We start from the raw sequence: 22,193 nt of genomic DNA on the forward strand, positions 1-22,193 counted from the left end.
CCACCACCGGAGACACCAGCCCCCGAAGGAGGTCGCGTGAGCGACGAGGGTCGCCTGATCGCGGGCCGCTACCGTGTCTTGAGCCGGATCGGTTCCGGTGCCATGGGCGCCGTGTGGATGGCGCGGGACGAACTGCTGCACCGCACGGTGGCCATCAAACAGCTCCTGCTCCAGTCCGGGCTCGACGAGCACGAGATCGACGACGCGCGCGCCCGCACGATGCGCGAGGCACGGATCGCCGCGCGCCTCCACCACCCGAACGCCATCAGCGTGTTCGACGTCGTCACCGACGACAGCGGCCAGCCGTGTCTGGTCATGGAGTACCTCGAGTCGACGAGCCTCGCGCAGGAACTACAGGGCGGCCGAACACTCTCGCCGGTCGACGTCGCGCAGATCGGTACCCAGGTCTCCGCGGCACTGAAGGCCGCGCACGCCGTCGGCATCGTCCACCGCGACATCAAGCCGGGCAACATCCTGCTCGCGCCGAACGGCATGGTGAAGCTGACCGACTTCGGCATCTCCCGCGCGAAGGACGACGTCACGGTCACCAAGACGGGCATGATCGCGGGCACCCCCGCATACCTGGCGCCAGAGGTGGCCATCGGCGGCGACCCGGGGCCCGAATCCGACGTCTTCTCGCTCGGGTCGACGCTGTACGCGGCGACGGAGGGGCAGCCGCCGTTCGGCCTGTCCGAGAACACGCTCAGCCTGCTGCACGCAGTTGCCGCGGGGCAGATCAACCCCCCGCGCCAGTCGGGGCCGCTGACCAGCGTGCTCGCCGTCATGCTGCATCCCGAGACGCAGCACCGGCCCACCGCCGAGGAGTGCGAGGAACTGCTCGACGCCGTCGCCCGTGGTGAGACCCCGCTCGGCGGACCCGCCGACGAGGCGGGCGCTGACGACCGGACGTCGATGCTCGGCACCGCGGGTGCCGCCGCTGCCGGTGGAGCGGTCGGCGCAGCACTGGGTGCCGGTGCCGCGGGCGCCGCCGAGGAACCGCCCGCAGGGCACTCCGGCACGCTCGGCTCCGATGCAGGCGGCTACTACGACGACGGTTACGACGACTACGCCGCGGCGGGCGGTTACGCCGACCACGGTTATCCCGACCGCGACTACGACGACCCGGCCTACACCGCCACTGCCTACAACGCCACCGCCTACAACGACTTCGACTACGACGATTACGACGGCCAGGACGACCGCACCCTGGTCGCGGGCGCGGCGGGCGCGGGCTACGGCGCCTACCCGGACGACCAGGACCCCTACGACCGCGACGGCACGCGGGTGGCGGCGGCCGCCGGTGGCGGTGCCGCGGGCGAGGACGACGAGAAGCCCAAATGGAAGGTGCCCGCCCTGGTCGGCGGGCTCGTCGTGATCGGCCTGGCCGCGTTCGCGGTGTGGCTGTTCAGCGGCCCGAGCGGCGACCAGGACCCGGAACCCGCGGGCAACCCGGCTCCGGCCACCACGTCGACGTCGCAGTCCACGAGCTCCCCGGCTCCGACGACGAGCTCCCCGGAGCCGACGACAGAGGAACCGACGTACGTCGAGCCCGAACCGACCTACGTCGAACCGGAACCGACCTACGAGGAGCCGACGTCGACCTACGTCGAGCCCGAGCCGACGACCGAGCCGTCGCCGGAACCGCCGCCGTCGACGGAGGAACCGTCGACACAGCCACCGAGTCCCGAGCCCACCGGCACCACCAGTAATAGCACCGGTGACGCCGGTGTCCCTGCACCCTGACCCGTCCGGGGCGCTGTGTGAACTACGCGGAAGGCACCGTCGTCGGCAAGCGGTACCGGCTCGACCAGCCGATCGGACGCGGTCGGGCCGGCATCGTGTGGCTGGCGTTCGACACGATGCTGCACCGGACGGTGGCGGCGAAACGGCTGTACGTCGACCCGACCCTGGCCGGCGAGGCTGCTGAACCCGCCCGCCGGACGGCCTTGCTGGAGGCCCGGCAGGCGACGCGGGTCGTGCACGCCGGGGCGATCGCCGTGTACGACGCCGTGCAGTACGAGGACGACGTGTGGGCGGTCATGGAGTACGTGCCGTGCCGCAACATGGCCGACTTCCTCGCCGAGCACGGGGAGCTGAGCCCGCAGCAGGCGGCGTACCTCGGTCACCGGCTGGGTGCGGCGCTGGCTACGGCCCACGCGATCGGCGTGACGCACGGGGCCGTCGAGCCCGGAAACGTGCTGCTGTGCGACGACGGCGGCGTCAAACTCACCGACATCGGTCTGTCACAACCACCCGCCGACCCGGCGTACCGCGCTCCCGAACTCGCCCGTGGCGTCGAACCCTCGCCTGCGTCGGACGGTTTCTCACTCGGTGCGATGTTGTTCGCCGCGGTCGAGGGCGTGCCGCCGTTCGGCGAGGACGGCACGGGTACGCCGGTGGTGCCACGTCGCTGCGGCGCGCTGACCGGGACGCTGTTGAAGCTGTTGCGCGACGACCCGGACCTGCGGCCCACGATGCAGGACACCGTGCAGTCGCTGCGGGCGGTCACGAAGGGCCGTGAGGAAGGGCTCGTGCCGCCGACGGCTCCCGCGCTGCCGACCGTAGTGCTGCCCCGGGTGATCACCGTTCCCCCGCCGCCACCACCGGCAGCGCCCGCGCCCGCGGGCTCGATGCGCCCGTGGCTGCTCGCAGGCGGGGGCGTCGTGCTCGTGGTGCTCGTCGTCGTGCTGGTGCTCGTCCTCTGACGCGCTCGGCGCGGCTACGGCACCTGCTCAAGAGCTCGTCGGCCGGATCACCCGCCAGGCCCTGCTCGACGCCATGCGCGACCGCGCGACCCGCTGAGGCCTGCGGTCATCCCGTCGGCGAACGGGCCGGTTCGCCCACCGGCTCGGGCCTGCGCAGCGCCGCGCGGATGTGCGGAACGATCGAGAAGCCGGCCCCGCTCAGGCACAACCCGCCGCCGAGGATCGCCAGCAGCGGCGGCACCTCCGCGAGCGCGATCCAGGACAGCAGTACCACGAGCGCGGGCACGACCAGGGACGATGAGCTGAGCACTCCCGCGGGCACGTGCTTGAGCGCGTAGCCCCAGAGGTTGAACGCCAGTGCGGTCGGGAACAGGCCCAGGTACACCACGGCCAGCACCGACGCCGAGGACGCGGCCCCCAGATCGTCGGCGAGGTCGCCGAAGAACGGCGTGCACGCCACCATCGCGCCGACGATGCCGACGAGCGTGACGGCGTACGAGTCGCCGCCGGTGAGCCGCCACTTCTGCAGCAGCACGCTCCCGGCGTACAGCAGTGCGGCGATCAGCGACAGCACCACGCCGGCGACCGTCAGCCTGCCGGTCGTGGTGGCGAGCGTGATCACGACGATGCCCGCCATCGACACGCCGATGCCGACGAACAACCGCGCGGGCAGGCCTTCCCCCAGCAGCACGCCCGAGGCGAGCGCGACCAGCAGCGGCGCGACGTTGACCAGCATGGCCGCAGTGCCCGCGTCGATGTGCTGCTCGGCGAGGTTCAGCACGACCGTGTACACGCCGAACCAGGACACGCCCCACAGCAGGATCCAGCCCCACGCAGCGGCCGTGCCGGGCCACCGTGGCCGGTACAGCATCGCCCCGATCCCCAACGCGACGGAGGCGACGATCAGACGCAGCAAGGCCATCGCACCGGCCGAGAAATGCACCCCGACACCCCGGATGACCACGAACGACGACGCCCACAACACCATGACCGCCAGCGCGGCGACCCACGGCAACACGGCGGATTTCCGGGACTCGACCTGCATACGTCAAGCTTCGCCCACCGCAACTAATGAGGACAAGCGAACAGTTCTGAACCCTGTTTAAGAACGTCTGCACTGTCGTGCCGTTCACGGCACCCGTGGGACTCAGACGAGGCGGCGGTCGGTGGCCCAGCGGGAGAGCTCGTAGCGGTTCGACAGCTGGGTCTTGCGCAGCACACTCGACACGTGCGTCTCGACCGTCTTCACCGAGATGAACAGCTCGGAGGCGATCTCCTTGTACGCGTAACCCCGCGCGAGAAGCCGCAGCACGTCCCGTTCACGCGGCGTGAGCTGGTCCAGTTCGGGATCGCTGATCGGTTCGGCGCCCGGCCGCTCGGCGAACGCGTCCAGCACGAATCCCGCCAGCCGCGGCGAGAACACCGCGTCGCCGTCGGCCACCCGCACGATGGCCTGCACCAGCTCCGTCGACGAGATGGTCTTCGTGACGTAGCCGCGCGCACCGGCACGGATGACCGCGATGACGTCCTCGGCCGCGTCGGACACCGACAGCGCGAGGAACACCACGTCCGGCAACTCGCCGCGCAACCGACGCAGCACCTCGGCACCGCCGCCGTCGGGCATGTGCACGTCGAGCAGCACGACCTGCGGCCGCATCCGCGTGATGCCGGCGACCGCCTCGCCGACCGAGCCCGCCTCGCCGACAATGCGGATCTCGTCGCTGATCGACTGCAGCTCCGCCTTCGCACCGGCACGGAACAGGGCGTGGTCGTCGACGAGGAACACCGTCACCGGCCTGTCCGACGGCTGCGCCTCGTGGCCGCCGGACGACTCCGCGTCCGCGATGGTGCCGGCCGGGCTGTCGGTGCCGTCGGTCGTGCCCGGGCCGTCGGTGGTGCGCGGGTCGTCGGTCGTCATGAGGCTGCCCCCTGTGCTGCTCGGTCGTGTGTGGCGCGGCCGGACGCCGAGTCGCTCTCACCGTCATCGCCCTTGCCGCCGGTGTCCTTGCCGCCGGTGTCTCTGCCGCCGCTGTCCTTGGCGCCGCTGTCCTTGTTGCCGGTGCTGTCCGAACGCGGCATTTCGAGCTGTATCTCGGTGCCCTCGCCGGGTGCAGTCCGCACCCGACAGCTGCCGCCGCCGCGTTCCATCCTGCCCCGTATCGAGTCGGACAGCCCGTGGCGGTCCTCGGGCACGCCGTCGGGGTCGAACCCGGCCCCACGGTCCCGGACGAACGCCGTCACCGCTGTGGGTTCGACCTCGGCGTACACGCTGACCTCGTCGACTCCCGCGTGCTTGGCGGCGTTCACGATGGCCTCGCGCGCCGCCTGGACGAGCGCGACGAGGCCGTCGTCGAGTTCGACGTCACCGACCACGACCTGCTGCACCGAGATGGCGAACGTGTCCTCGACCTGGCCGCACGCCTCCGCCACGGCCTGGGCCAGGGTGGCAGGCGCCGACTCCGCCTCACCGGGACCGTCGGAGCCGGGAGCCGATGCGTCACGGTTCGGCGTGCCGTAGCCGTTCGGACCGTAGAGCCACGCGCGGAGCTGCCGTTCCTGGCCGCGGGCCAGCCGGGTCACCTCGCGCGGATGGTCGGAGCGCTTCTGGATGAGCGCAAGCGTTTGCAGCACGGAGTCGTGCAGGTGGGCGGCGATCTCGGCCCGTTCCTCGGTGCGGATGCGCGCGCGGCGTTCGTCACCGAGGTCGCGGACCAGGCGCAGCCAGAACGGCACCGTCAGCAGGGCCACGCCGATGAGCGTGGCGAGCACGGCGACGACGGCGAACTGCAACTGGGCCAGGCCGCTGCCGCGCAGCACGATCAGGCCGATGCCGGTCACGACTCCGGCGACGCCCGCCAGCACTCGGATGGTCGCCGACACGCCCCCGCCGCCGAACACGACTCCGGCGACACCGGACTTCGCACCCTTGCGCCAGCGACGCCGTTGCGTCTCGTCGGCCTCCCGCCACACGACGGCCACGCCGACGAGCACCACCGCCACGGGCAGTCCCGCCCAGCCGGTGAGCACACCGCTCAGCACACCGCCGATGACCGTGAGCCCGACACCGAGCGCGATGAGCCCGTAGGCCTGCTGCCGCTGACGCCCGGACAGTTCGGCACGGGACGTGTCCCGTTGTTCCTGCGGCACGAACGCCCACAGCAGGCCGTAGGCCAGCACTCCGAGTCCACCCAGGCCCGCGAGCACGGCGAACGCGGCCCGCACCCACAGGACCTTGACGCCGAGGTGATCAGCGAGCCCACAGGCCACACCGGCGAGCGCACGGCCGCCACGCCTGCGGTACATCTTCGGCGGCGCCGGCTGCCCGTCGCCGGGTTCGCCGTCGCCGAAACGGCCGGCGCCGGTGGTCACCGGAGCGGCCGGAAGTCCGCCGTGGGCCTGCGTACCGTCGGCGGGCGCGCGGATGCCGGCGTCCGGTGCGGCGACTCCGTCCCGGGGCCGCGTGTCCGCCGAACGCCCTTCTGCGCCCTGTTCCTGCACGTCATCCATGGTCACCGTCCATCGTCACAGACATGGCGACCGGAATCATCAGGGAAACCCCTGAAGCACGGCCCGGAGACGCGCCTCGTCCGCGCCGGGGCCCGCCGGTGGTCCTCGGGGACGGTTTCAGGGTGCTCCCCGATGTGCCGGGGCCACCGCGGGGCGCATGCTCGACGTCATGAACAGCACGAGCGGCGCGACCCGGCATCTCGACGGGTTCGAGGCGACGGTCAAGGACTTCTGGGCGAGCAGGCCCCGCCGTCCCGCGCAGGGACGCAAGGTCGCGGGCGTGGCCGCGGGGGTCGGCATGCGGTACGGCATCGACCCGATCGTCATCCGGGTGGCGCTCGTCGCCCTGACATTCTTCGGCGGCGTCGGACCGGCGGTGTACCTGCTGGGCTGGCTGTTCCTCCCGGCAGCCGACGACGAAGTGTCCGCGTTCGAGGGGCTCCTCGGCCACGGCGCCAGCGGGACGTCGAAAGGCCTGACACTGCTGCTGTGCGCGGCGTGCTTCCCCGCGTTCGGACTGGCGTTCGGCGGCACGTGGCTGGACGGCGGCGGCATCGTCGGCCTGGCGCTCGTCGTCACCGCGCTGTACCTGATGCACCGCGGGCGAGGGCACCTCAACCGGCCCGTTTCCCGGGCGGCGAGCGCGACGGCGCCGCAGTCCGGCACCCGGGTCGACACCGCCACCACCGACTGGGACGCCCTGGGCGCGAACCCGCTCGGCTGGCACCTGGCAGACCCCTCCACGCCGGTTCCCGCGCCGCCGCCCGAGGAGCCGGAGCGACCGTCGCAGGAACGATCGCGGCGCCGCTGCGCCTCCAAGGTCACGCTCGTGACACTGGCGCTGGCGGTGATCACCGCGGGTGTGACGGCGACCGTCCTCGACCCGGTGTGGGGCGCCTCCCAGGTGGCCGGCGCGACGCTGGCCGTGCTGGCGGGCGGCCTGCTGGTCGGCGCGTTCACGGGAGGGGCGCGGGGGCTGATCTGGTTCGCCCTGCCGACGGCCGCGGTGGCCGTCCTGACGAGCCCGTGGCCCGTGGGCGGCTACTCGGGCGGGCTGGGCGAGATCCGCGAGACGCCCCGCAACGAGCGCCAACTCGACCACACCTACGCACTCACTGCGGGCTCGATCAACGTGGATCTGACCGAACTCGCCGACGTCGGCAGGGTGGTCGCCGTCGAGGCGTCGGTCGGCACCGGCGACATCACGTTCACCGTGCCCCGCGACGCCGACGTGACCTACGACTGCAAGGCCCGTACCGGCACGGCCACGTGCCTGGACAAGTCACAGAGCGGCATGACCGACGTGAACCTGGTCGGGAGCGACAACGGAGCCGACGGCGGACAACGGTTCCACCTGACGCTCGACGCCGGTGTCGGCAACGTGGAGGTGCGGCGCGATGGCTGAGCAGAATCCGTTCGAGCACACGGCCGATCCGGCCGCGGGCACCCACGACCGACGCAGGTTCGATCCGCTGTCACTCCTCGCCGGGCTGGCCGCACTCGGCGGTGCCGGCTACGTGTTCTTCGACGGTCCGGTGTGGATCGGGCACGTCGATCCCCGGTGGGCCGTCGCGGGCGTCGCCGTGCTTGTGGGCGTGATCATGCTGGCCGCGTCGCTGCGCAAGGACCGCTGACGAGCCGTGCCGGTGCGGCTCGTTCCGCACCGGCACGGCATGGAGCCTCACCCGGGTGCACCGAACCAGCGCGTGAGCCGTTCCGGCAGCGCGGCGGGATCACCGCCCGCCCAGACCACGTGCCCGTCGGGCCGCAGCAGCATCGGCGGCACGGCATCGGCGAAGTCGCCGTCGACCGGGGAACCTGCCGACTCGGTCCGGGTCCGCTCGACGACGTGGTCGACCCGGTCGGCCCACCCGTCGACCGACAGCGTCCCCAGCGGGTCGACCAGCAATCCCCGCCCCGTGCGCATGTGGTCGTAGAGCCTGCCGCCCGCCCACGGCACGTCCCGCATCCGCAGCCCCAGCAGGGCTGCGCGTTCGCCGCAGGCGGGCTCGCCGACGTCGTAGCGAACGGCCGTGGCGACGATCTTCTCGGTCAGCCGCCTGCTCACCTCGTCGATCCCGGCCAGCTCGGCGACGAGCCCGCGTACCGCCTGCGACCGGGCGTCGGTCGCCATCAGCACCGTCTGGGCGCGGGTGTTGTCGAGGACGTCCTCGGCCACGGGGCGGCGCTCCGACTCGTAGCTGTCCAGCAGCCCCTCCGGGGCGCGTCCCGCCACCTCGGCGGCCAGCTTCCAGCCGAGGTTGAACGCGTCCTGGATGCCGAGATTGAGCCCCTGCCCGCCCAGCGGCGGGTGGACGTGCGCCGCGTCGCCCGCCAGCAGGACACGGCCGACGCGGTAACGGTCCGCGAGCCGCGTGGCGTCACCGAACCGCGACAACCACCGCGGCGAATGCACGCCGAAGTCGCTGCCCGCGACGGCGACGAGCCGCGTCCTGAGCTCGTCGAGGGTCGGCGGCGTGCGGTCGTCGGAGACACCGGCCGCGGGCACGGTGACGCGGTGCACGCCGTCACCGCCACCGATCGGTGCGATCCCGAAGCGCAGCTGCGTCCTGCGCACCTCGGCCATCGCGGCCCTCAGTTCCTCGGGCGGCGCCGTCACCTCGACCTCGCCCAGCAGATTCTCCGTCTGCGTCGGCTCGCCCGGGAAACCGATGTCGAGCAGTTTCCGCACCGTGCTGCGGCCCCCGTCGCAGCCGACGACGTAGCGGGCGCGCTCGGCCCCACCGCCCGCCACCTCGACCGTCACCCCGTCGTCGTCCTGCACGAGACCGGTCACCTCGCACCCGCGGCGGACGTCGGCGCCCGCCTCGACGGCATGCTGTTCGAGCAGCCGGTCGACGACGGGTTGCGGTATCGCGAGGATGTAGGCGTGCGCCGTGTCCACGTCGGGCGTCGACGTGGGGATCGCCGCGAACTGGCTGCCCAGCGGATGTTTCGTGCCACGGTCGAGGAACCGCTCCAGCAGTCCTCGCTGGTCGAGCACCTCGATGCTGCGTACGTGCAGTCCCAGCGACCGCACTACCGGGGTCGGTTCCGGCTCCTTTTCCAGCACCAGCACCGACGTCCCGTGCAGCCGCAGCTCCGCCGCCAGCATCGTCGCCGTCGGGCCGCCGCCGACGATGATCACATCGAACACGAATGTCTCCCTGAAGCAATTCCCGAGAACGGATTACTCGGCCGGAATGTCGACCGGAATCGCAAGTCTGCGCCCCGCACCGGGGATTGCCGCAAGCCCGGGGATGCGCGGTACAGTGAAAGTGGCGGGAGGAATCCCGCCTTTCCCGTTTCCGCCGAAGCCGCTCATCGCTCGGCCTTCCAGTGCGCTCGGCCTTCCAGTGCACTCGGCCCCACTTTCGGCCCTGCCCGTCGGCTGAAGCTGTCCGATCGTTCATGCGGCACGACGGTGGCACGAGACGAAAAACGCCGTGGCCCACCGGAGCGTCTCCGGTGGGCCACGGCGTGAGGTCGGCGCGTGGGCCGGTTCCTAGGACACGATCCCCGCGACGACGAGTCCGAGGCCGATGACGACACCGGCGACCGTTCCGAGCGCCAGCAGCTTGTGCTGCGTCTCGCGGGACTTGCGCAGTTCGGCCTCGGAACGGGTCGACATGATGAAATGCCCGCTCTCGGACGGCTTCCCGATGACCAACGGGCCGATCTTGTCGTGCACCTCGCCGAGGATGTACAGCCGCTGACCGGGCCGGACGATCCATTCCTTGTACTTGTAGCCGATCGTCCGGTTGCCGCCGCCGAAGCTGGGCAGCTTGATGCCGAACAGTTCGACGCTGCCGCGGCCGCCCTCGTGCGGTTCGAACCGGTCGATGACCTGTTCGGGCTTGTCGGGCCGCTCACCACCGGGGTCGACGCCAATCGTGCGGCCGGCCTCGTCGATCACGGCGAAGCCCGCGTTGGACGAGTGGTCGGCCATCTTCTCGGTGCGCCTGCGCGTGCGCCGGTCGCCGTCGCGGTACTCGACGTGCTCGTACTCGCGCTCGACGGTGTAGCGGTACCAGACGCATTCCTGCTTGGACAGTTCCGCCGTCAGCACGCCCTCCGGCCGCGGGTGCGCCGCGCCGACGACCTCGGTGGTCTTACGGAACGAACCCTTCGCGCCGAGCTCGTCGGATGCCGTGCGCTCGGCCTCCAGCTCCGGGATCGACAGCGTCTCCGTGCCGATCATCGCGTGCAGCTCCTTCTTTGTGTGCTGCATGAAGAAGAAAGCGGCCACACCCGCCACGATCAGAATCGCGCCTGCGATCCACACGTCCGCCACCCCCGGTTCGTCTCGCGCGTCATTCCCATTCGATCGTGCCCGGCGGCTTGCTCGTCACGTCCAGCACGACCCGGTTGACCTCTGCGACCTCGTTCGTGATGCGTGTCGAGATGCGCTCGAGTACGTCGTAGGGTAGCCGAGTCCAGTCGGCGGTCATGGCGTCTTCGCTGGAAACCGGGCGCAGCACGACGGGGTGGCCGTAGGTGCGGCCGTCGCCCTGCACTCCGACGCTGCGCACGTCCGCCAGCAGCACCACGGGGCACTGCCAGATGTCGTGGTCCAGACCGGCGGCCGACAGCTCTTCGCGTGCGATGGCGTCGGCGGCGCGCAAGGTGTCGAGCCGGCCGCCGGTGACCTCACCGATGATGCGGATCCCGAGGCCAGGCCCGGGGAACGGCTGGCGCTGCACGATCGTCTCCGGCAGGCCGAGCTCGAGGCCGACGCGGCGCACCTCGTCCTTGAACAGCAGCCGCAGCGGTTCCACGAGGCTGAACTGCAGGTCCTCGGGGAGGCCGCCGACGTTGTGGTGGCTCTTGATGTTCGACGTGCCGGCCCCACCGCCGGATTCGACGACGTCCGGGTACAGCGTGCCCTGGACGAGGAACTCGGCGTCGCCCTTGTCCTTCAGGTCTCGGGCGGCGCTTTCGAAGACGCGGATGAACTCGCGTCCGATGATCTTGCGCTTCTCCTCCGGGTCGCTGACACCGGCGAGCGCGTCGAGGAACTGGTCACGGGCATCGACGGTCACCAGGTTGACACCCGTCGCGGCGACGAAGTCGCGTTCCACCTGGGCGCGTTCGCCCGCGCGCAGGAGGCCGTGGTCGACGAACACGCACGTGAGCCGGTCGCCGATGGCCCGCTGCACCAGCGCGCCCGCGACGGCCGAGTCGACACCGCCCGACAGGGCACAGAGGGCGTGCCCGTCGCCGATCTCGGCACGGATCCGCGCGACCTGATCGTCCACAATCGACGAAGTGGTCCACTGTGGACGGATCTGCGCGATCTCCTGCAGGAAGCGGCGCAACACCTCCTGGCCGTGCGGCGAATGCGCCACCTCGGGGTGGTACTGCACGCCTGCGAAACCGCGGCCCACGTTCTCGAACCCGGCGACCGGCGCACCCTCACTGCTCGCCGTGACGTCGAAGCCCTCCGGCGCCTTCGTCACGCAGTCGCCGTGGCTCATCCACACCGGGTGCCGCGCGGGCATTTCCTCGTGCAGCTGCCCGCCCGAGACGTCGAGCTCTGTGCGGCCGAACTCGCGCGTGCCCGTGTGCTCGACGGTGCCGCCCAGCGCGCGGGCCATCACCTGGAAGCCGTAGCAGATGCCGAACACCGGCACGCCCGCGTCGAACAACGCCGGGTCGACACTCGGCGCCTCTTCCGCGTACACGCTCGACGGGCCACCGGACAGGATGATCGCCGACGGGTTGCGGTCGAGCATCTCGGCCACCGACGCCGTGTGCGGCACGACCTCCGAGTACACCTGCGCCTCCCGCACCCGGCGCGCGATGAGCTGGGCGTACTGCGCCCCGTAGTCCACGACGAGGACCGGACCCTCGGTGGCGGCTGCCGGACCGGCGGACGTGTTCTCGGGCACGAGCGGGACCTCCTCGCTGCGACATTCGGCTGGCCTCCATCGTCGCAGGTGAGCCGACGGCGCTCGCCGCCAGGTGGGCCGCGTTCGGCCCCACGTCACGGCGGGTGTGACGGCGGGTGAGCGGGCCCACATAAGGTGCGCCCATGACCACAGCAGGCCCGCCGGATTTCGAGTTCGACACCGAGGACGACGCTTACACCCCGCGGCCGCGCGACACCTGGATCGCCGGGCGCGCGGAGTCGAGTCCCGACACCGCCGCCGTGACCCACCCCGTCGACGACACCGAGGTGGCCACGGTTGCGGTACCCACACCCGAGCAGGCTGCCACCGCGGTGGAGACCGCCGTGGGCCTCGGCCGGATCGACGACGAGCAGCTGCGCACTGGTGCGCTGCAGATCGCCGCGGGCGAACTCGAGGCGCGCCACGAGGAACTCTCGGAACTGCTCACCGCGGAAAGCGGCATCCCGCTGCGCTGGGCACAGCGCGAGGTCGACGACGCCGTCGCCGTGCTGCGGTACGCGGCACGGCATCCGCTCCCCCGCGAGGGCCGGGTGAGCAGCGACGGCGGCGTCACGACCCTGATCCACGACGTTCCGCGGGGACCGGTGCTGGGCGTGGCGTCGCCGGAGGCACCCCTGCGCAGCGCCGCCCACGCGGTGGCCGCCGCGCTCGCGGTGGGCGCACCGGTGATCGTGGCCGCCGGGACCGCGACGCCGTTGTCCGCGCTGGCACTCGGTGAGGCGCTGGGCGAGGTCGGCCTGCCCGAGGGTGCGTTCTCCGTGCTGCCGGGCGACGAGCCGGAGGCCGGAGACCTGGTGCGGATCGACACGACGGCTCGGTCACGGGGCGCCGCCGTGGTCGTCACCGACATTCCCGACGTCGCCGACGTCGCCGACGTTGCCGAGCGCATCGCCGTCGCCGCCACCCGCCAGGGCGGGATGCGGCCGGAGGCGGTGCGACGGGCCGTGGTGTGCGCGGCGGTCGCCGACGAACTGCTGCCCGCGCTGACGTCGGCGGTCGAGGCCCAGCCGACCGGAAGCGCATACGACACGTCCGTCTCGGTGGGCGCCCTGCCCGCCGACATCACCGAGCGGGCGGCCGCCTGGCTGAGCGAGGCCACCGCGGCGGGCGCCACCGTCCTGGCGGGCGGCACCTCGGGAGAGCCGACGCTGGTCACCGGCACCGAGGACGAACCCACCTGCGGACCCGTGCTGGCCGTGACGGTCGCCGACGAACCGGAGGAGGCGCTCGCCGCGGTCGCGGTACCCGGCGCGGCCACACCGGCGGTCGGGCTGTTCACCGGCGACACCGCACTGGCGATGCGTGCACGCTCCCACTTGGAGGCCGCTCGCGTCGTCGTCGGCGACGTACCGGACTACGACCCGGCCACGGTCCGCATCACCATGCACGCGATCACCACACCCCAGCTGACGACCCTGACCTGACCCCACCGGCCCGTGTTGCTCATTCCGGGGGCCGTGTTGCGCAACACGGGCTCCGGGAGGCGCAACACGGCGGCACGAGTGCACCACCCGCGTGGCCGGGTGCAGGACACGCTGAGGGTTACACCGGGGTGATGGGGAGGCGGAGGGCGCCCGGCGCCTCGGCGGGGACGACCGGGCGCCGCGGGGCGACCGGGTCGATCCGGACGTAGCCCGCCTCTTGCGACGGACGCGGATCCGCGTCGCCCGCGTTCGGCCAGAACGAGAACGCCCGCTCCGCCTGCGCCGTGATCGTCAGCGACGGGTTCACGCCCAGGTTCGCCGTGATCGCCGTGCCGTCCACGATGTGGAGGTTCGGGTAGCCGAACACGCGGTGGTACGGGTCGATGACACCGTCGTCGGCGTTCGTGCCGATCGGTGCGCCGCCGATGAAGTGGGCGGTCAGCGGGATGTCGAAGATCTCGCCCCACGTACCGCCCGGCACGCCGTCGATGTGTTCGGCCGTGCGCTGCGTGGCCTCGTGACCCGCCGGGATGAACGTCGGGTTCGGCTCGCCGTGGCCCTGCTTCGACGTGTACCTGCGCCGCCCGAACAGACCCCGCTTGGTGAACGTCGTGATCGAGTTGTCGAGGCTCTGCATGACGAGCAGGATCACGGTCCGCTCGCTCCACTTGTAGCCGTTGAGCATCTTCAAGCTCTTCATCGGGTGCTTGAGCATGTACTTGGCCAGCTGCTTCCACCGCGGCTCGGCGAGGCTGCCGTCGGTGGCGATCGTCTGGAGCAGGCTCATCGCGTTGCTGCCCTTGCCGTAGCGCACCGGCTCGACGTGCGTGTTCGCGTCAGGGTGGATCGACGACGTGATCGCGACGCCCCGGCTGTAGTCGCGTTCCGGGTCGACGTCGGTGCGCGCCGCTCCGAGGATGGCCTCGGAGTTGGTGCGCGTCAGCTCGCCCAAGCGGTTCGACAGACGCGGCAGCGTGCCGTTGTCGCGCATCGCGTGCAGCAACTTCTGCGTGCCCCACGTACCCCCGGCCATGACGACGTGGCCCGCCGTGACGGTCGTGGTGAACTTCGTCGACGTCGTGCCCGTCTTCCGCAGGTCGACCTCGAACGTCCCTCCCCCGCCGGCGACGTCCGCATGGGCGGGGGCGCCCCCCTTTCCACGGGGCCGCACCGCCGTGACCGTCGTCATCGGCACGACGTGCGCTCCGCCCTGTTCGGCGAGGTACAGGTAGTTCTTGGCGAGCGTGTTCTTCGCGCCCACGCGGCAGCCGGTCATGCAGGATCCGCACTCGGTGCAGCCCGTGCGCTCCGGTCCGGCACCGCCGAAGTACGGATCGGCGACCTCCTTGCCCGGCTCGCCGAAGTACACGCCCACGGGTGTCGCGTGGTAGCTGTCGGAGACGCCCATGTCCGCGGCCACCTTCTGCATGACCTCGTCGGACGGGGTCACCGTCGGGTTCACGTTCACGCCGAGCATGCGGCTCGCCTGGTCGTAGAACGGCGCGAGCTCCGACTCCCAGTCGGTGATGTGCGACCACTGCGGGTCCCGGTAGAAGGGGGCGAGCGGCCGGTAGAGAGTGTTCGCGTACACCAGCGAGCCGCCGCCGACCCCCGACCCGGCGAGGATCATGCAGTCACGCAACAGGTGGACCCGCTGGATGCCGTAGCACCCGAGCTGCGGAGCCCACAGGTAGTTGCGCAGATCCCACGACGTCTTGGCGAAATCCTCGTCGGTGAAGCGCTTGCCCGCTTCGATGACGCCGACGCGGTAGCCCTTCTCGGTCAGCCGTAGCGCCGCGACGCTGCCGCCGAATCCGGAGCCGACGACCAGCACGTCGTAGTCGAGGTCCGTCCTGCCATCCCCAGCGATGGTGTTACGCGAAGTCACAGCAAAACTGTAACCAGCGGGGCATCTTCTGACCAGAGGTAAGTTACCAACGGGTCAATTCACGTAGGTGCCCTTGGGGGTGCCCAACGGGCGGCAGAGCGCGACGCTCAGTGCCGGACGGTCAGGCCGACGCGCTGGAACTCCTTCAGGTCGGAGTAGCCCGTCTTGGCCAACGCCCGGCGGAGCGCGCCGAACAGATTGACCGTGCCACTCGGGTCGTGCGACGGCCCGTGCAGCAGCGTGCGAAGGTCCACGGAACCCTGCTCGCGCTGGTCCGCTGCGGCCACGCGCGAACGCGGCAGCGACGGGTGCGCCGCCGCCGACGTCCAGTACAGGCCGTGTCCCGGCGCCTCGGACGCCGCTGCCAGCGGGGCACCGAGCATGACGGCGTCGGCACCACACGCGACGGCCTTGGCGATGTCACCGGAGTGGCGCACCCCGCCGTCGGCGAGCACGTGGACGTAGCGCCCGCCGGTCTCGTCGAGATAGTCGCGGCGTGCGGCCGCGGCGTCGATCAGCGCCGTCGCCATCGGCACGCCGATGCCGAGCACCTGGTCCGTGCTGGTGATGCCCGGGGTGTAGCCGTGACCGACGATCACACCCGCCGCGCCGGTGCGCATCAGGTGCATCGCGGTGCGGTAGTCGCTCACGCCGCCCGCGACCACCGGCACGTCGAGGTCGGCGATGAAGTCCTTGAGGTTCAGCGGGTCGGTGTCGCTCTCGCCGTTGTCCTCCCCCACGTGCTCGGCCGACACGATCGTGCCCTGCACGACGAGGATCTCCACGCCCGCAGACAGCAGGTGAGGGGTGAGCTCGGCCGCATGCTGCGGGCTGACACGCGCCGCCACGGTGACGCCCGAGTCGCGCACGGTGCGCACCGCCTCGGTGATGAGGTCGGGCCGGACGGGCGCGGAGTGCAGTTCCTGGAGGCGCTGCACGACCTCGGACGGTGCTGCGCCCTCCTTGGCCGCCTCGGCGACCCTGGCGAGTGCGCTCTCGGCGTCGGCGTGCCGCGCCCACAGGCCCTCGGCGTTCAGCGCGGCGAGCCCGCCGAGCTTGCCGATCTCGATGGCGGTGTGGGGCGACACGACCGCGTCCGTCGGGTGCGTCACGAGCGGCAGGTCGAACCGGTAGGCGTCGATCTGCCACCCGGTCGACACGACCTTCGACGAGCGCGTCCGCCGCGACGGCACGATGTCGATGTCGTCGAAGTCGTACGACCGCCGGGCGGTCCGTCCCATGCCGATCTCGACCAGATCCCGCACGTGTAGTCCTCTCTCGCTCAGGCGATTCCACCGCTCGTGGCGGCGTTCCTCGGGCCGCGCACCCGTCGTCGGTGGGGCCGCGGTGCCGGTGTCCCGGACGCGGTCAGCGCGTCGTGTAGTTCGGCGATTCGACGGTCATCGTCACATCGTGCGGGTGGCTCTCCTTGAGCCCGGCCGCGGTGATCCGCACCAGCTGCGCACGCTGCATCTCGGCGATCGTCTGCGCACCCGCGTAGCCCATGCCGGACCGCAGCCCGCCCACGAGCTGGTGCACGACGGTCGCCAGCGGACCGCGGAACGGGATGCGACCCTCGATGCCCTCGGGCACCAGCTTGTCCTCGGACAGCACGTCGTCCTGAGCGTAGCGGTCCTTCGAATACGACCGCGCTCCGCCGCGCGAGCTCATCGCGCCGAGCGAACCCATGCCGCGGTAGGTCTTGAACTGCTTCCCGCCGACGAGCACGACCTCGCCCGGCGCCTCGGCGGTGCCCGCGAGCAGACTGCCCAGCATCACGGCCGACGCCCCGGCCGCGACGGCCTTCGAGATGTCGCCCGAATACTGGATGCCGCCGTCACCGATGACCGGCACGCCCGCGGGCCTGCACGCCTTGTCCGCCTCGTGGATGGCCGAGATCTGCGGCATGCCCACACCGGCGACGACGCGGGTGGTGCAGATCGAACCCGGCCCGACGCCGACCTTCACGCCGTCCACGCCCGCGTCCACGAGCGCTTGCGCACCCGCGCGCGTGGCGACGTTGCCGCCGACCACGTCGACGGCGGCGCCGAGCTCCTTCTTCAACGTCGCCACCGTGTCGACCACGCCCCTCGAGTGGCCGTGCGCGGTGTCCACGACGAGCACGTCGACGCCCGCGTCCGCCAGCGCCATCGCGCGCTGATGACCGTCGTCGCCGACACCGACCGCGGCGCCGACGATCAGGCGCCCGTCGTCGTCCTTGCTGGCGTCCGGGTACTGCTCGGTCTTGACGAAGTCCTTCACGGTGATCAGCCCGCGCAACTTGCCCGCGCCGTCGACGATCGGCAGCTTCTCGATCTTGTGCTTGCGCAGCAGACCCAGCGCGGCCTCGGCGGTGACGCCGACCTGCGCGGTCACCAGCGGCGCCGGCGTCATGACCTCGCGCACCTGCTTGGAATGGTCGACCTCGAACCGCATGTCGCGGTTGGTGATGATGCCCACGAGCTGGCCCGACGCGTCGGCCACCGGAACGCCGGAGATGCGGAACCGGGCGCACAGCGCGTCGACCTCGGCGAGCGTGTCGTCGGGCGAGCACGTCACCGGGTCGGTCACCATGCCCGCCTCGGAACGCTTGACGATCTCCACCGCCTGCGCCTGCTCGTCGATCGGCAGGTTGCGCTGCAGCACGCCCATGCCGCCCTGACGGGCCATGGCGATGGCCATGCGCGCCTCGGTGACGGTGTCCATCGCCGCCGAAAGCAGCGGGATGCGCAGGGACACGTTGCGTGAGACGCGGGACGACGTGTCGACGGTGCTCGGGACGATGTCCGACTCGGCGGGCAACAGGAGCACGTCGTCGAAGGTCAGCCCGAGGAGCGCGAACTTGTCCGCCATCACGGCGGCGTCATCGGCACCACCGGGCACGGCGGCGCTGGAGTCGGAGTCGGTGAACTCGCTCGGCATAGGGCGGCGGACCTTCCTCGGTGCATGGGGGATGCGGATGGCGGCGCGGGGCGAAACGCCTCGTAATCGATGGTAGCTGGACGGATGGGGGTACCTTCCCGGTACCGTGCAGCCCGTGCCGCACGACGTGTTGCCCCCAGACCCATTCGCCGACGACCCCGACGACCCGGCAAAGGAGATCGCAGAGATCGACGAGCCGGCCGGCGACCCCATTTCCGAGGAGGAGCGCACCGAGCTCCTGTCGGACCTCGCCGACCTGGCCGTCTACCAGGCGCTTCTCGAGCCCCGCGGGGTGCGTGGAATCGTGGTGGACTGCGGTGAGTGCGATCTGCCTCACTACCACGACTGGCACCTGCTCCGCGCCAGCCTCGAACAGCTGCTCGCCGACGGCCGCATGCGCCCCCACGAGCCCGCGTTCGACCCGGACCCCGCCGACTACGTGACGTGGGATTACTGCCGCGGCTTCGCCGACGGCATCACCACGACGGAGAACGCCTACTGAGCCACCGGCGCGCACCACAACGCCGCTGACGTCTACGCAGCCGGCGTCTCCGTAGCCGGCGTCTCCGTAGCCGATGTCTGCGCCGCCGACCTCTCCGCTGCTGAGGTCCGCTGCTGAGGTCCTGCGCCGGGTCCCGGTGGGGCCCGGCGCAGGACCTCCTGCACGGATCCGCCCCACGGCTCCGTGCTCGAGATCCGGCGGCGGACCGGACGGGGGCTCACATCGGCCGACGATCAGGGGCCGCTCCCGCGCTCCGCGCCCCTGCGGACGAGCTCGTTCGCGCATGGCGAACAGTGGTGCGATCCCGATCCCGATCCCGATCCCGATGCCGGCACCGGCCCGGAACAGCGGAACGCCCCCGAGGGTTCACCACGAACCTTCGGGGGCGTTCTCGTGTCGACGGGCCGGCTGGGTCGGAGCCGGCTGCTGTCAGTTGGTGCTGCCGGACAGGGCGGGCGACTCCAGGGATCCGCTGTCGGAGCCGTCGGACGAACGGCCGCTGTCGTCGCTCGTCTCGCTGGAGGGCGTCGGCGTCTCCGAGCTCGGCGAGCCCGTGGTGGTGTCGTCAGGCTCGCTGGTCGTCGGCTCCTCCGGCTCGGTCGGCGCGGTGCCGGTCGGGTCGTCCGGGCCGGGCTGCGGCTGCGATCCGGTGGGCGACGACGAGTCGGGCGACGAGGAGTCCGGCGAGGTCGACTTCGGCGACGAGCCGTCCTTCGACGACTCCGGCGGCTGCTGAGCGCCTTCGTCCGGATTCCCCTCGAGCCGTTGCATCAGCTGCATGTGCCGCGCCTTGAGCTGCGCGGCCTCCTCGGTGGCCGTCACGTCCCTCAGGTCCTTCTCCGCCTGCGACAGCGCGGAGCGGGCCTCGGAGTAGCGGTCCGAGGCGATCGCGAGGCGGGCCTCGTCCATCGACGAGCGCACCGACGCCGCCGCCTCGACGGACCGGGCGTGGTCGGTGTAGAGCACCTTGCTCAGGCCCCACAGGGTGTCGCCGGGCTGGGCGTCGCGCGCGGCGAGCGCCGTGCCCGTGAACCCGATGGCCAGCACCGCGGCGGCCGCCGCGACCGGCACCATGAACCGCCGCTTACGCCCACGGCCCGCGTACCGTTTGGCCAGTGACGCCGTCCGGATCTCCGTGGCGGCCGTGTCGGCGTCGATCAGCTCGGGGATGCGTTCGCTGTCGATGTCCCGCCGCCACGCGAGCAGCAGGGCTCCCAGCTCGGCGTCTCCGAGCTCGTCGGCGACCTTCGCGTCCGGGCCGCCGAGCGCGTCGAGCAGGGCGTCGTCCGCCTGCACGGCGGACAGGTCCGCCGCGGCCGTGGCGAGTTCCGCACCGTCGGTGCCGCCGATCGGGTCGTCGGCCTCCGCGGCTTCGCCGAGCTCCGCGTCGCCGGAGCCGACCGTCTCCGCGGGGGTGATATGGACGACATCGGCCATGCGGCCGTTGCCGTCGGCCTCGGCCGGGGTGTCGGCCTCGGCCGGGGTCTCGGTGTCGGCCGTGGCGTCGGCTCCGCCGTCGGCGGCGTCGTCCGCACCGGCATCACCGGCCTCGGTGTCGTCACCCGCACCGGCAGCGGCAGCAGTCTCGTCCGCGGTCGTCTCGTCCGCAGTCGTCTCGTCCGCGGTCGTCTCGGCGGTGTCGTCGTCGATGTTGGTCTCGGCGTACTCGACCGCTCCGGCGTCGTCGACGTCGCGTTCCGGCTCGTCGGGCGAACCGGCGGGACCGGTGTGTTCCGTCACTCAGACCACCTCCTCAGCGGCCAGCACCTTGCGCAGCCGCGCGAGAGCACGGTGCTGAGCGACCCGGACCGCGCCGGGGGTCGAGCCCACGGCCTCCGCGGTCTCCTCCGCGGACAGTCCTACGACCACGCGCAACACCACGATCTCGCGTTGTTTCTCCGGCAGGATCTGAAGCAGCTTCGTCATGCGCTCGTTCAGCTCGCCCTGGATGGCGAACTGCTCGGGCCCGACGTCACGCTCCATCTCGTCCGGCACATCGGCGACCGGCTCCGCCTTGTTCCTGGCGGCCGCGCGGTGTGCGTCGGCCACCTTGTGAGCGGCGATGCCGTAGACGAACGCCAGGAACGGTCGTCCCTGGTCGCGGTAGGAGGGCAGAGCGGTAAGCACCGCGAGACACACCTCCTGAGCCACGTCGTCTGCCGAAGCGTACGAACGCTCCTGCCTGCCAACACGGGCGCGGCAGTACCGCACCACTAGGGGGCGGATCGAAGCGAGCAGCCGCTCGACCGCTTGCTGATCTCCCTCAACAGCGGCGGCGACCGACTCGTCCAGTCCATCCCCCACAGTGGCCATCGCAGACAACGATCCCGGTGTTACGTCTCGGTGTGCATGAAAAGCGGCGCGCGGGTTTGAGCGTCCCTCACGCCGGTGATGTGACCACAGTACCCGGCCACTCTCTGAGTTCCGCGTGAGTTCCCGGTCGTCGCTCGCGCAGGTGACATGCCCCACGGACGGGTCACAACCGAACGACCTTCCGGCCACACGAACACACTGCGTCCGGCGTGACGGGCGGCCGTGTGGGCGATGCGCTGCGGCTCACGGCATCGCCGTCGGACACGGTACCTCGCATCGCGCATGAGACGGGGCGTGGCATGTCGTCATGCCACGCCCCGTCGGCGTTCGTCCCCGGGTGAGCCTCCGGCGAGGAGGCGGTCAGGCCACGAGGCCGCGCCGGAAGCCGTGCGCCACGGCCTGCGCGCGGTCGCGCACGCCGAGCTTGCGGAACAGACGACGCGCGTGCGTCTTCACCGTGTCCTCCGAGAGGTAGAGCTCGCGGCCGATCTGGCCGTTGCTCTTGCCCTGGGCCATACCGCGCAGCACCTGGAGCTCGCGCTCGGTGAGCTGCACGCCGGGGTCGGCGGGCTGCCGCTGGGCGGGCACGGACGTGCTGGCGAGCGTGTGCGCGAGGGCGGCGACGAGTTCGGGCCGCGAGGCGTCCCAGCGCAGATAGCCGCGGGCGCCGCCTGCGATGGCCGCCGCGATGCTGCCCGCGTCGTCCGGGGCGCCGAAGACGATCACGTTCGCCTGCGGGTTTGCCGACACGAGACGCCGCGTGGCCTCCACACCCGTGGGCACGGCGCGCTGCGTGCCCACGAGCACCACGTCGACCGGCTGCCGGGAGTAACGCGCCAACAGCTCGTCACCGTGCGCTACACAGTCGATGCGGCTGACGCCGGGCACAGCGGACATCACGCGGGTGAGGCCTTCGCGGACACTGCGTCGGTCGTCACAGATCAAGACCGTAGTCACGGGGGTTCCTTCCTGCAGCCGGGTGACGTACTACCCCCACTATCGGACGCTTTAGGCCGGACC

General features: G+C 71.5%; 18 protein-coding genes. 6 read left to right on the forward strand and 12 right to left on the reverse strand.

All coding sequences use genetic code 11. The features are described 5' to 3' along the window. The first annotated feature begins 36 nt into the window (after positions 1–36). Both FHS23_RS00350 and FHS23_RS00355 read left to right on the forward strand, forming a co-directional pair. Positions 37–1,743: a protein kinase domain-containing protein gene (locus tag FHS23_RS00350; RefSeq protein ID WP_183646026.1), complete on the forward strand. Its 1,707-nt coding sequence runs from the start codon at positions 37–39 to the stop codon at positions 1,741–1,743. 17 nt (positions 1,744–1,760) lie between these two features. Next, entirely contained in the window at positions 1,761–2,705 is a 945-nt protein-coding gene (locus FHS23_RS00355; RefSeq protein ID WP_183646028.1) for a protein kinase domain-containing protein, read from the forward strand. Positions 2,706–2,811: 106 nt separating this feature from the next. On the opposite strand, the gene FHS23_RS00360 is transcribed toward FHS23_RS00355, so the two are convergent. From FHS23_RS00360 to FHS23_RS00370, 3 genes are all read right to left on the reverse strand, one after another. After that, entirely contained in the window at positions 2,812–3,750 is a 939-nt protein-coding gene (locus FHS23_RS00360) for a DMT family transporter (protein ID WP_183646030.1), read from the reverse strand. Positions 3,751–3,852: 102 nt separating this feature from the next. Next, positions 3,853–4,623, reverse strand: coding sequence for a response regulator (locus tag FHS23_RS00365; RefSeq protein WP_246381245.1), 771 nt, complete (start codon positions 4,621–4,623; stop codon positions 3,853–3,855). Further along, positions 4,620–6,212: an ATP-binding protein gene (locus FHS23_RS00370; protein WP_183646032.1), complete on the reverse strand. Its 1,593-nt coding sequence runs from the start codon at positions 6,210–6,212 to the stop codon at positions 4,620–4,622. Before FHS23_RS00370 ends, FHS23_RS00365 begins: the two co-directional genes overlap by 4 nt. A 169-nt stretch (positions 6,213–6,381) precedes the next feature. On the opposite strand from FHS23_RS00370, the gene FHS23_RS00375 reads away from it, so the two are divergent. Both FHS23_RS00375 and FHS23_RS00380 read left to right on the forward strand, forming a co-directional pair. Then, positions 6,382–7,617 carry a PspC domain-containing protein gene (locus tag FHS23_RS00375; protein ID WP_183646034.1) on the forward strand — a complete coding sequence of 412 codons (1,236 nt, stop codon included), beginning with the start codon at positions 6,382–6,384 and terminating at the stop codon, positions 7,615–7,617. Next, a complete protein-coding gene (locus FHS23_RS00380; RefSeq protein WP_183646036.1) occupies positions 7,610–7,846 on the forward strand; it encodes a hypothetical protein in 237 nt (78 codons plus the stop codon). The genes FHS23_RS00375 and FHS23_RS00380 overlap by 8 nt, the downstream gene beginning before the upstream one ends. 47 nt (positions 7,847–7,893) lie before the next feature. Here the strand turns inward: FHS23_RS00380 and FHS23_RS00385 are convergent, their stop codons facing one another. From FHS23_RS00385 to guaA, 3 genes are all read right to left on the reverse strand, one after another. Beyond that, the gene (locus FHS23_RS00385; RefSeq protein WP_183646038.1) at positions 7,894–9,369 is read right to left on the reverse strand and encodes an FAD-dependent monooxygenase; all 1,476 of its coding nucleotides are present in this window, start codon (positions 9,367–9,369) and stop codon (positions 7,894–7,896) included. A 348-nt stretch (positions 9,370–9,717) separates the two neighbouring features. Then, a complete protein-coding gene (locus FHS23_RS00390) occupies positions 9,718–10,497 on the reverse strand; it encodes a GIDE domain-containing protein (RefSeq protein ID WP_183646041.1) in 780 nt (259 codons plus the stop codon). 28 nt (positions 10,498–10,525) lie between these two features. After that, positions 10,526–12,103 carry a glutamine-hydrolyzing GMP synthase gene (gene guaA / locus FHS23_RS00395; RefSeq protein ID WP_343053539.1) on the reverse strand — a complete coding sequence of 526 codons (1,578 nt, stop codon included), beginning with the start codon at positions 12,101–12,103 and terminating at the stop codon, positions 10,526–10,528. A 143-nt stretch (positions 12,104–12,246) separates the two neighbouring features. Between guaA and FHS23_RS00400 the strand changes: the two genes are divergently transcribed. Further along, positions 12,247–13,548 (forward strand): aldehyde dehydrogenase family protein, encoded by a 1,302-nt coding sequence (locus FHS23_RS00400; protein WP_183646045.1) that lies wholly within the window; start codon positions 12,247–12,249, stop codon positions 13,546–13,548. Between the two features lie 118 nt (positions 13,549–13,666). Here the strand turns inward: FHS23_RS00400 and FHS23_RS00405 are convergent, their stop codons facing one another. From FHS23_RS00405 to guaB, 3 genes are all read right to left on the reverse strand, one after another. Next, a complete protein-coding gene (locus FHS23_RS00405) occupies positions 13,667–15,436 on the reverse strand; it encodes a GMC oxidoreductase (RefSeq protein WP_183646047.1) in 1,770 nt (589 codons plus the stop codon). A gap of 107 nt (positions 15,437–15,543) precedes the next feature. After that, positions 15,544–16,701 carry a GuaB3 family IMP dehydrogenase-related protein gene (locus FHS23_RS00410; RefSeq protein ID WP_183646049.1) on the reverse strand — a complete coding sequence of 386 codons (1,158 nt, stop codon included), beginning with the start codon at positions 16,699–16,701 and terminating at the stop codon, positions 15,544–15,546. Between the two features lie 103 nt (positions 16,702–16,804). After that, positions 16,805–18,289 (reverse strand): IMP dehydrogenase, encoded by a 1,485-nt coding sequence (gene guaB, locus FHS23_RS00415; RefSeq protein WP_246381414.1) that lies wholly within the window; start codon positions 18,287–18,289, stop codon positions 16,805–16,807. Positions 18,290–18,464: 175 nt separating this feature from the next. Between guaB and FHS23_RS00420 the strand changes: the two genes are divergently transcribed. Beyond that, entirely contained in the window at positions 18,465–18,860 is a 396-nt protein-coding gene (locus FHS23_RS00420; protein ID WP_183646053.1) for a DUF5319 family protein, read from the forward strand. Positions 18,861–19,289: 429 nt separating this feature from the next. Here the strand turns inward: FHS23_RS00420 and FHS23_RS00425 are convergent, their stop codons facing one another. From FHS23_RS00425 to FHS23_RS00435, 3 genes are all read right to left on the reverse strand, one after another. Further along, on the reverse strand, positions 19,290–20,600 hold the full coding sequence (locus FHS23_RS00425) for an anti-sigma-D factor RsdA (protein WP_343053540.1): 1,311 nt from the start codon (positions 20,598–20,600) through the stop codon (positions 19,290–19,292). Beyond that, positions 20,601–21,173 carry a sigma-70 family RNA polymerase sigma factor gene (locus FHS23_RS00430; RefSeq protein ID WP_183646055.1) on the reverse strand — a complete coding sequence of 191 codons (573 nt, stop codon included), beginning with the start codon at positions 21,171–21,173 and terminating at the stop codon, positions 20,601–20,603. A 360-nt stretch (positions 21,174–21,533) separates the two neighbouring features. Continuing rightward, positions 21,534–22,130: a response regulator transcription factor gene (locus FHS23_RS00435; RefSeq protein WP_030532824.1), complete on the reverse strand. Its 597-nt coding sequence runs from the start codon at positions 22,128–22,130 to the stop codon at positions 21,534–21,536. Positions 22,131–22,193: the final 63 nt, after the last annotated feature.

It is taken from the genome of Prauserella isguenensis (genome assembly GCF_014191605.1).
Classification (GTDB): Bacteria; Actinomycetota; Actinomycetes; order Mycobacteriales; family Pseudonocardiaceae; genus Prauserella; species Prauserella isguenensis.

Excerpts from the sequence above, each read along its gene's own strand:
- FHS23_RS00370 (WP_183646032.1), bottom strand. The coding sequence starts at position 6,212 with ATGGATGACGTGCAGGAACAGGGCGCAGAAGGGCGTTCGGCGGACACG.
- FHS23_RS00360 (WP_183646030.1), bottom strand. The coding sequence starts at position 3,750 with ATGCAGGTCGAGTCCCGGAAATCCGCCGTGTTGCCGTGGGTCGCCGCG.
- FHS23_RS00375 (WP_183646034.1), top strand. The coding sequence starts at position 6,382 with ATGAACAGCACGAGCGGCGCGACCCGGCATCTCGACGGGTTCGAGGCG.
- guaB (WP_246381414.1), bottom strand. The coding sequence starts at position 18,289 with ATGGCGGACAAGTTCGCGCTCCTCGGGCTGACCTTCGACGACGTGCTC.
- FHS23_RS00380 (WP_183646036.1), top strand. The coding sequence starts at position 7,610 with ATGGCTGAGCAGAATCCGTTCGAGCACACGGCCGATCCGGCCGCGGGC.
- FHS23_RS00365 (WP_246381245.1), bottom strand. The coding sequence starts at position 4,623 with ATGACGACCGACGACCCGCGCACCACCGACGGCCCGGGCACGACCGAC.
- FHS23_RS00430 (WP_183646055.1), bottom strand. The coding sequence starts at position 21,173 with ATGGCCACTGTGGGGGATGGACTGGACGAGTCGGTCGCCGCCGCTGTT.
- FHS23_RS00400 (WP_183646045.1), top strand. The coding sequence starts at position 12,247 with ATGACCACAGCAGGCCCGCCGGATTTCGAGTTCGACACCGAGGACGAC.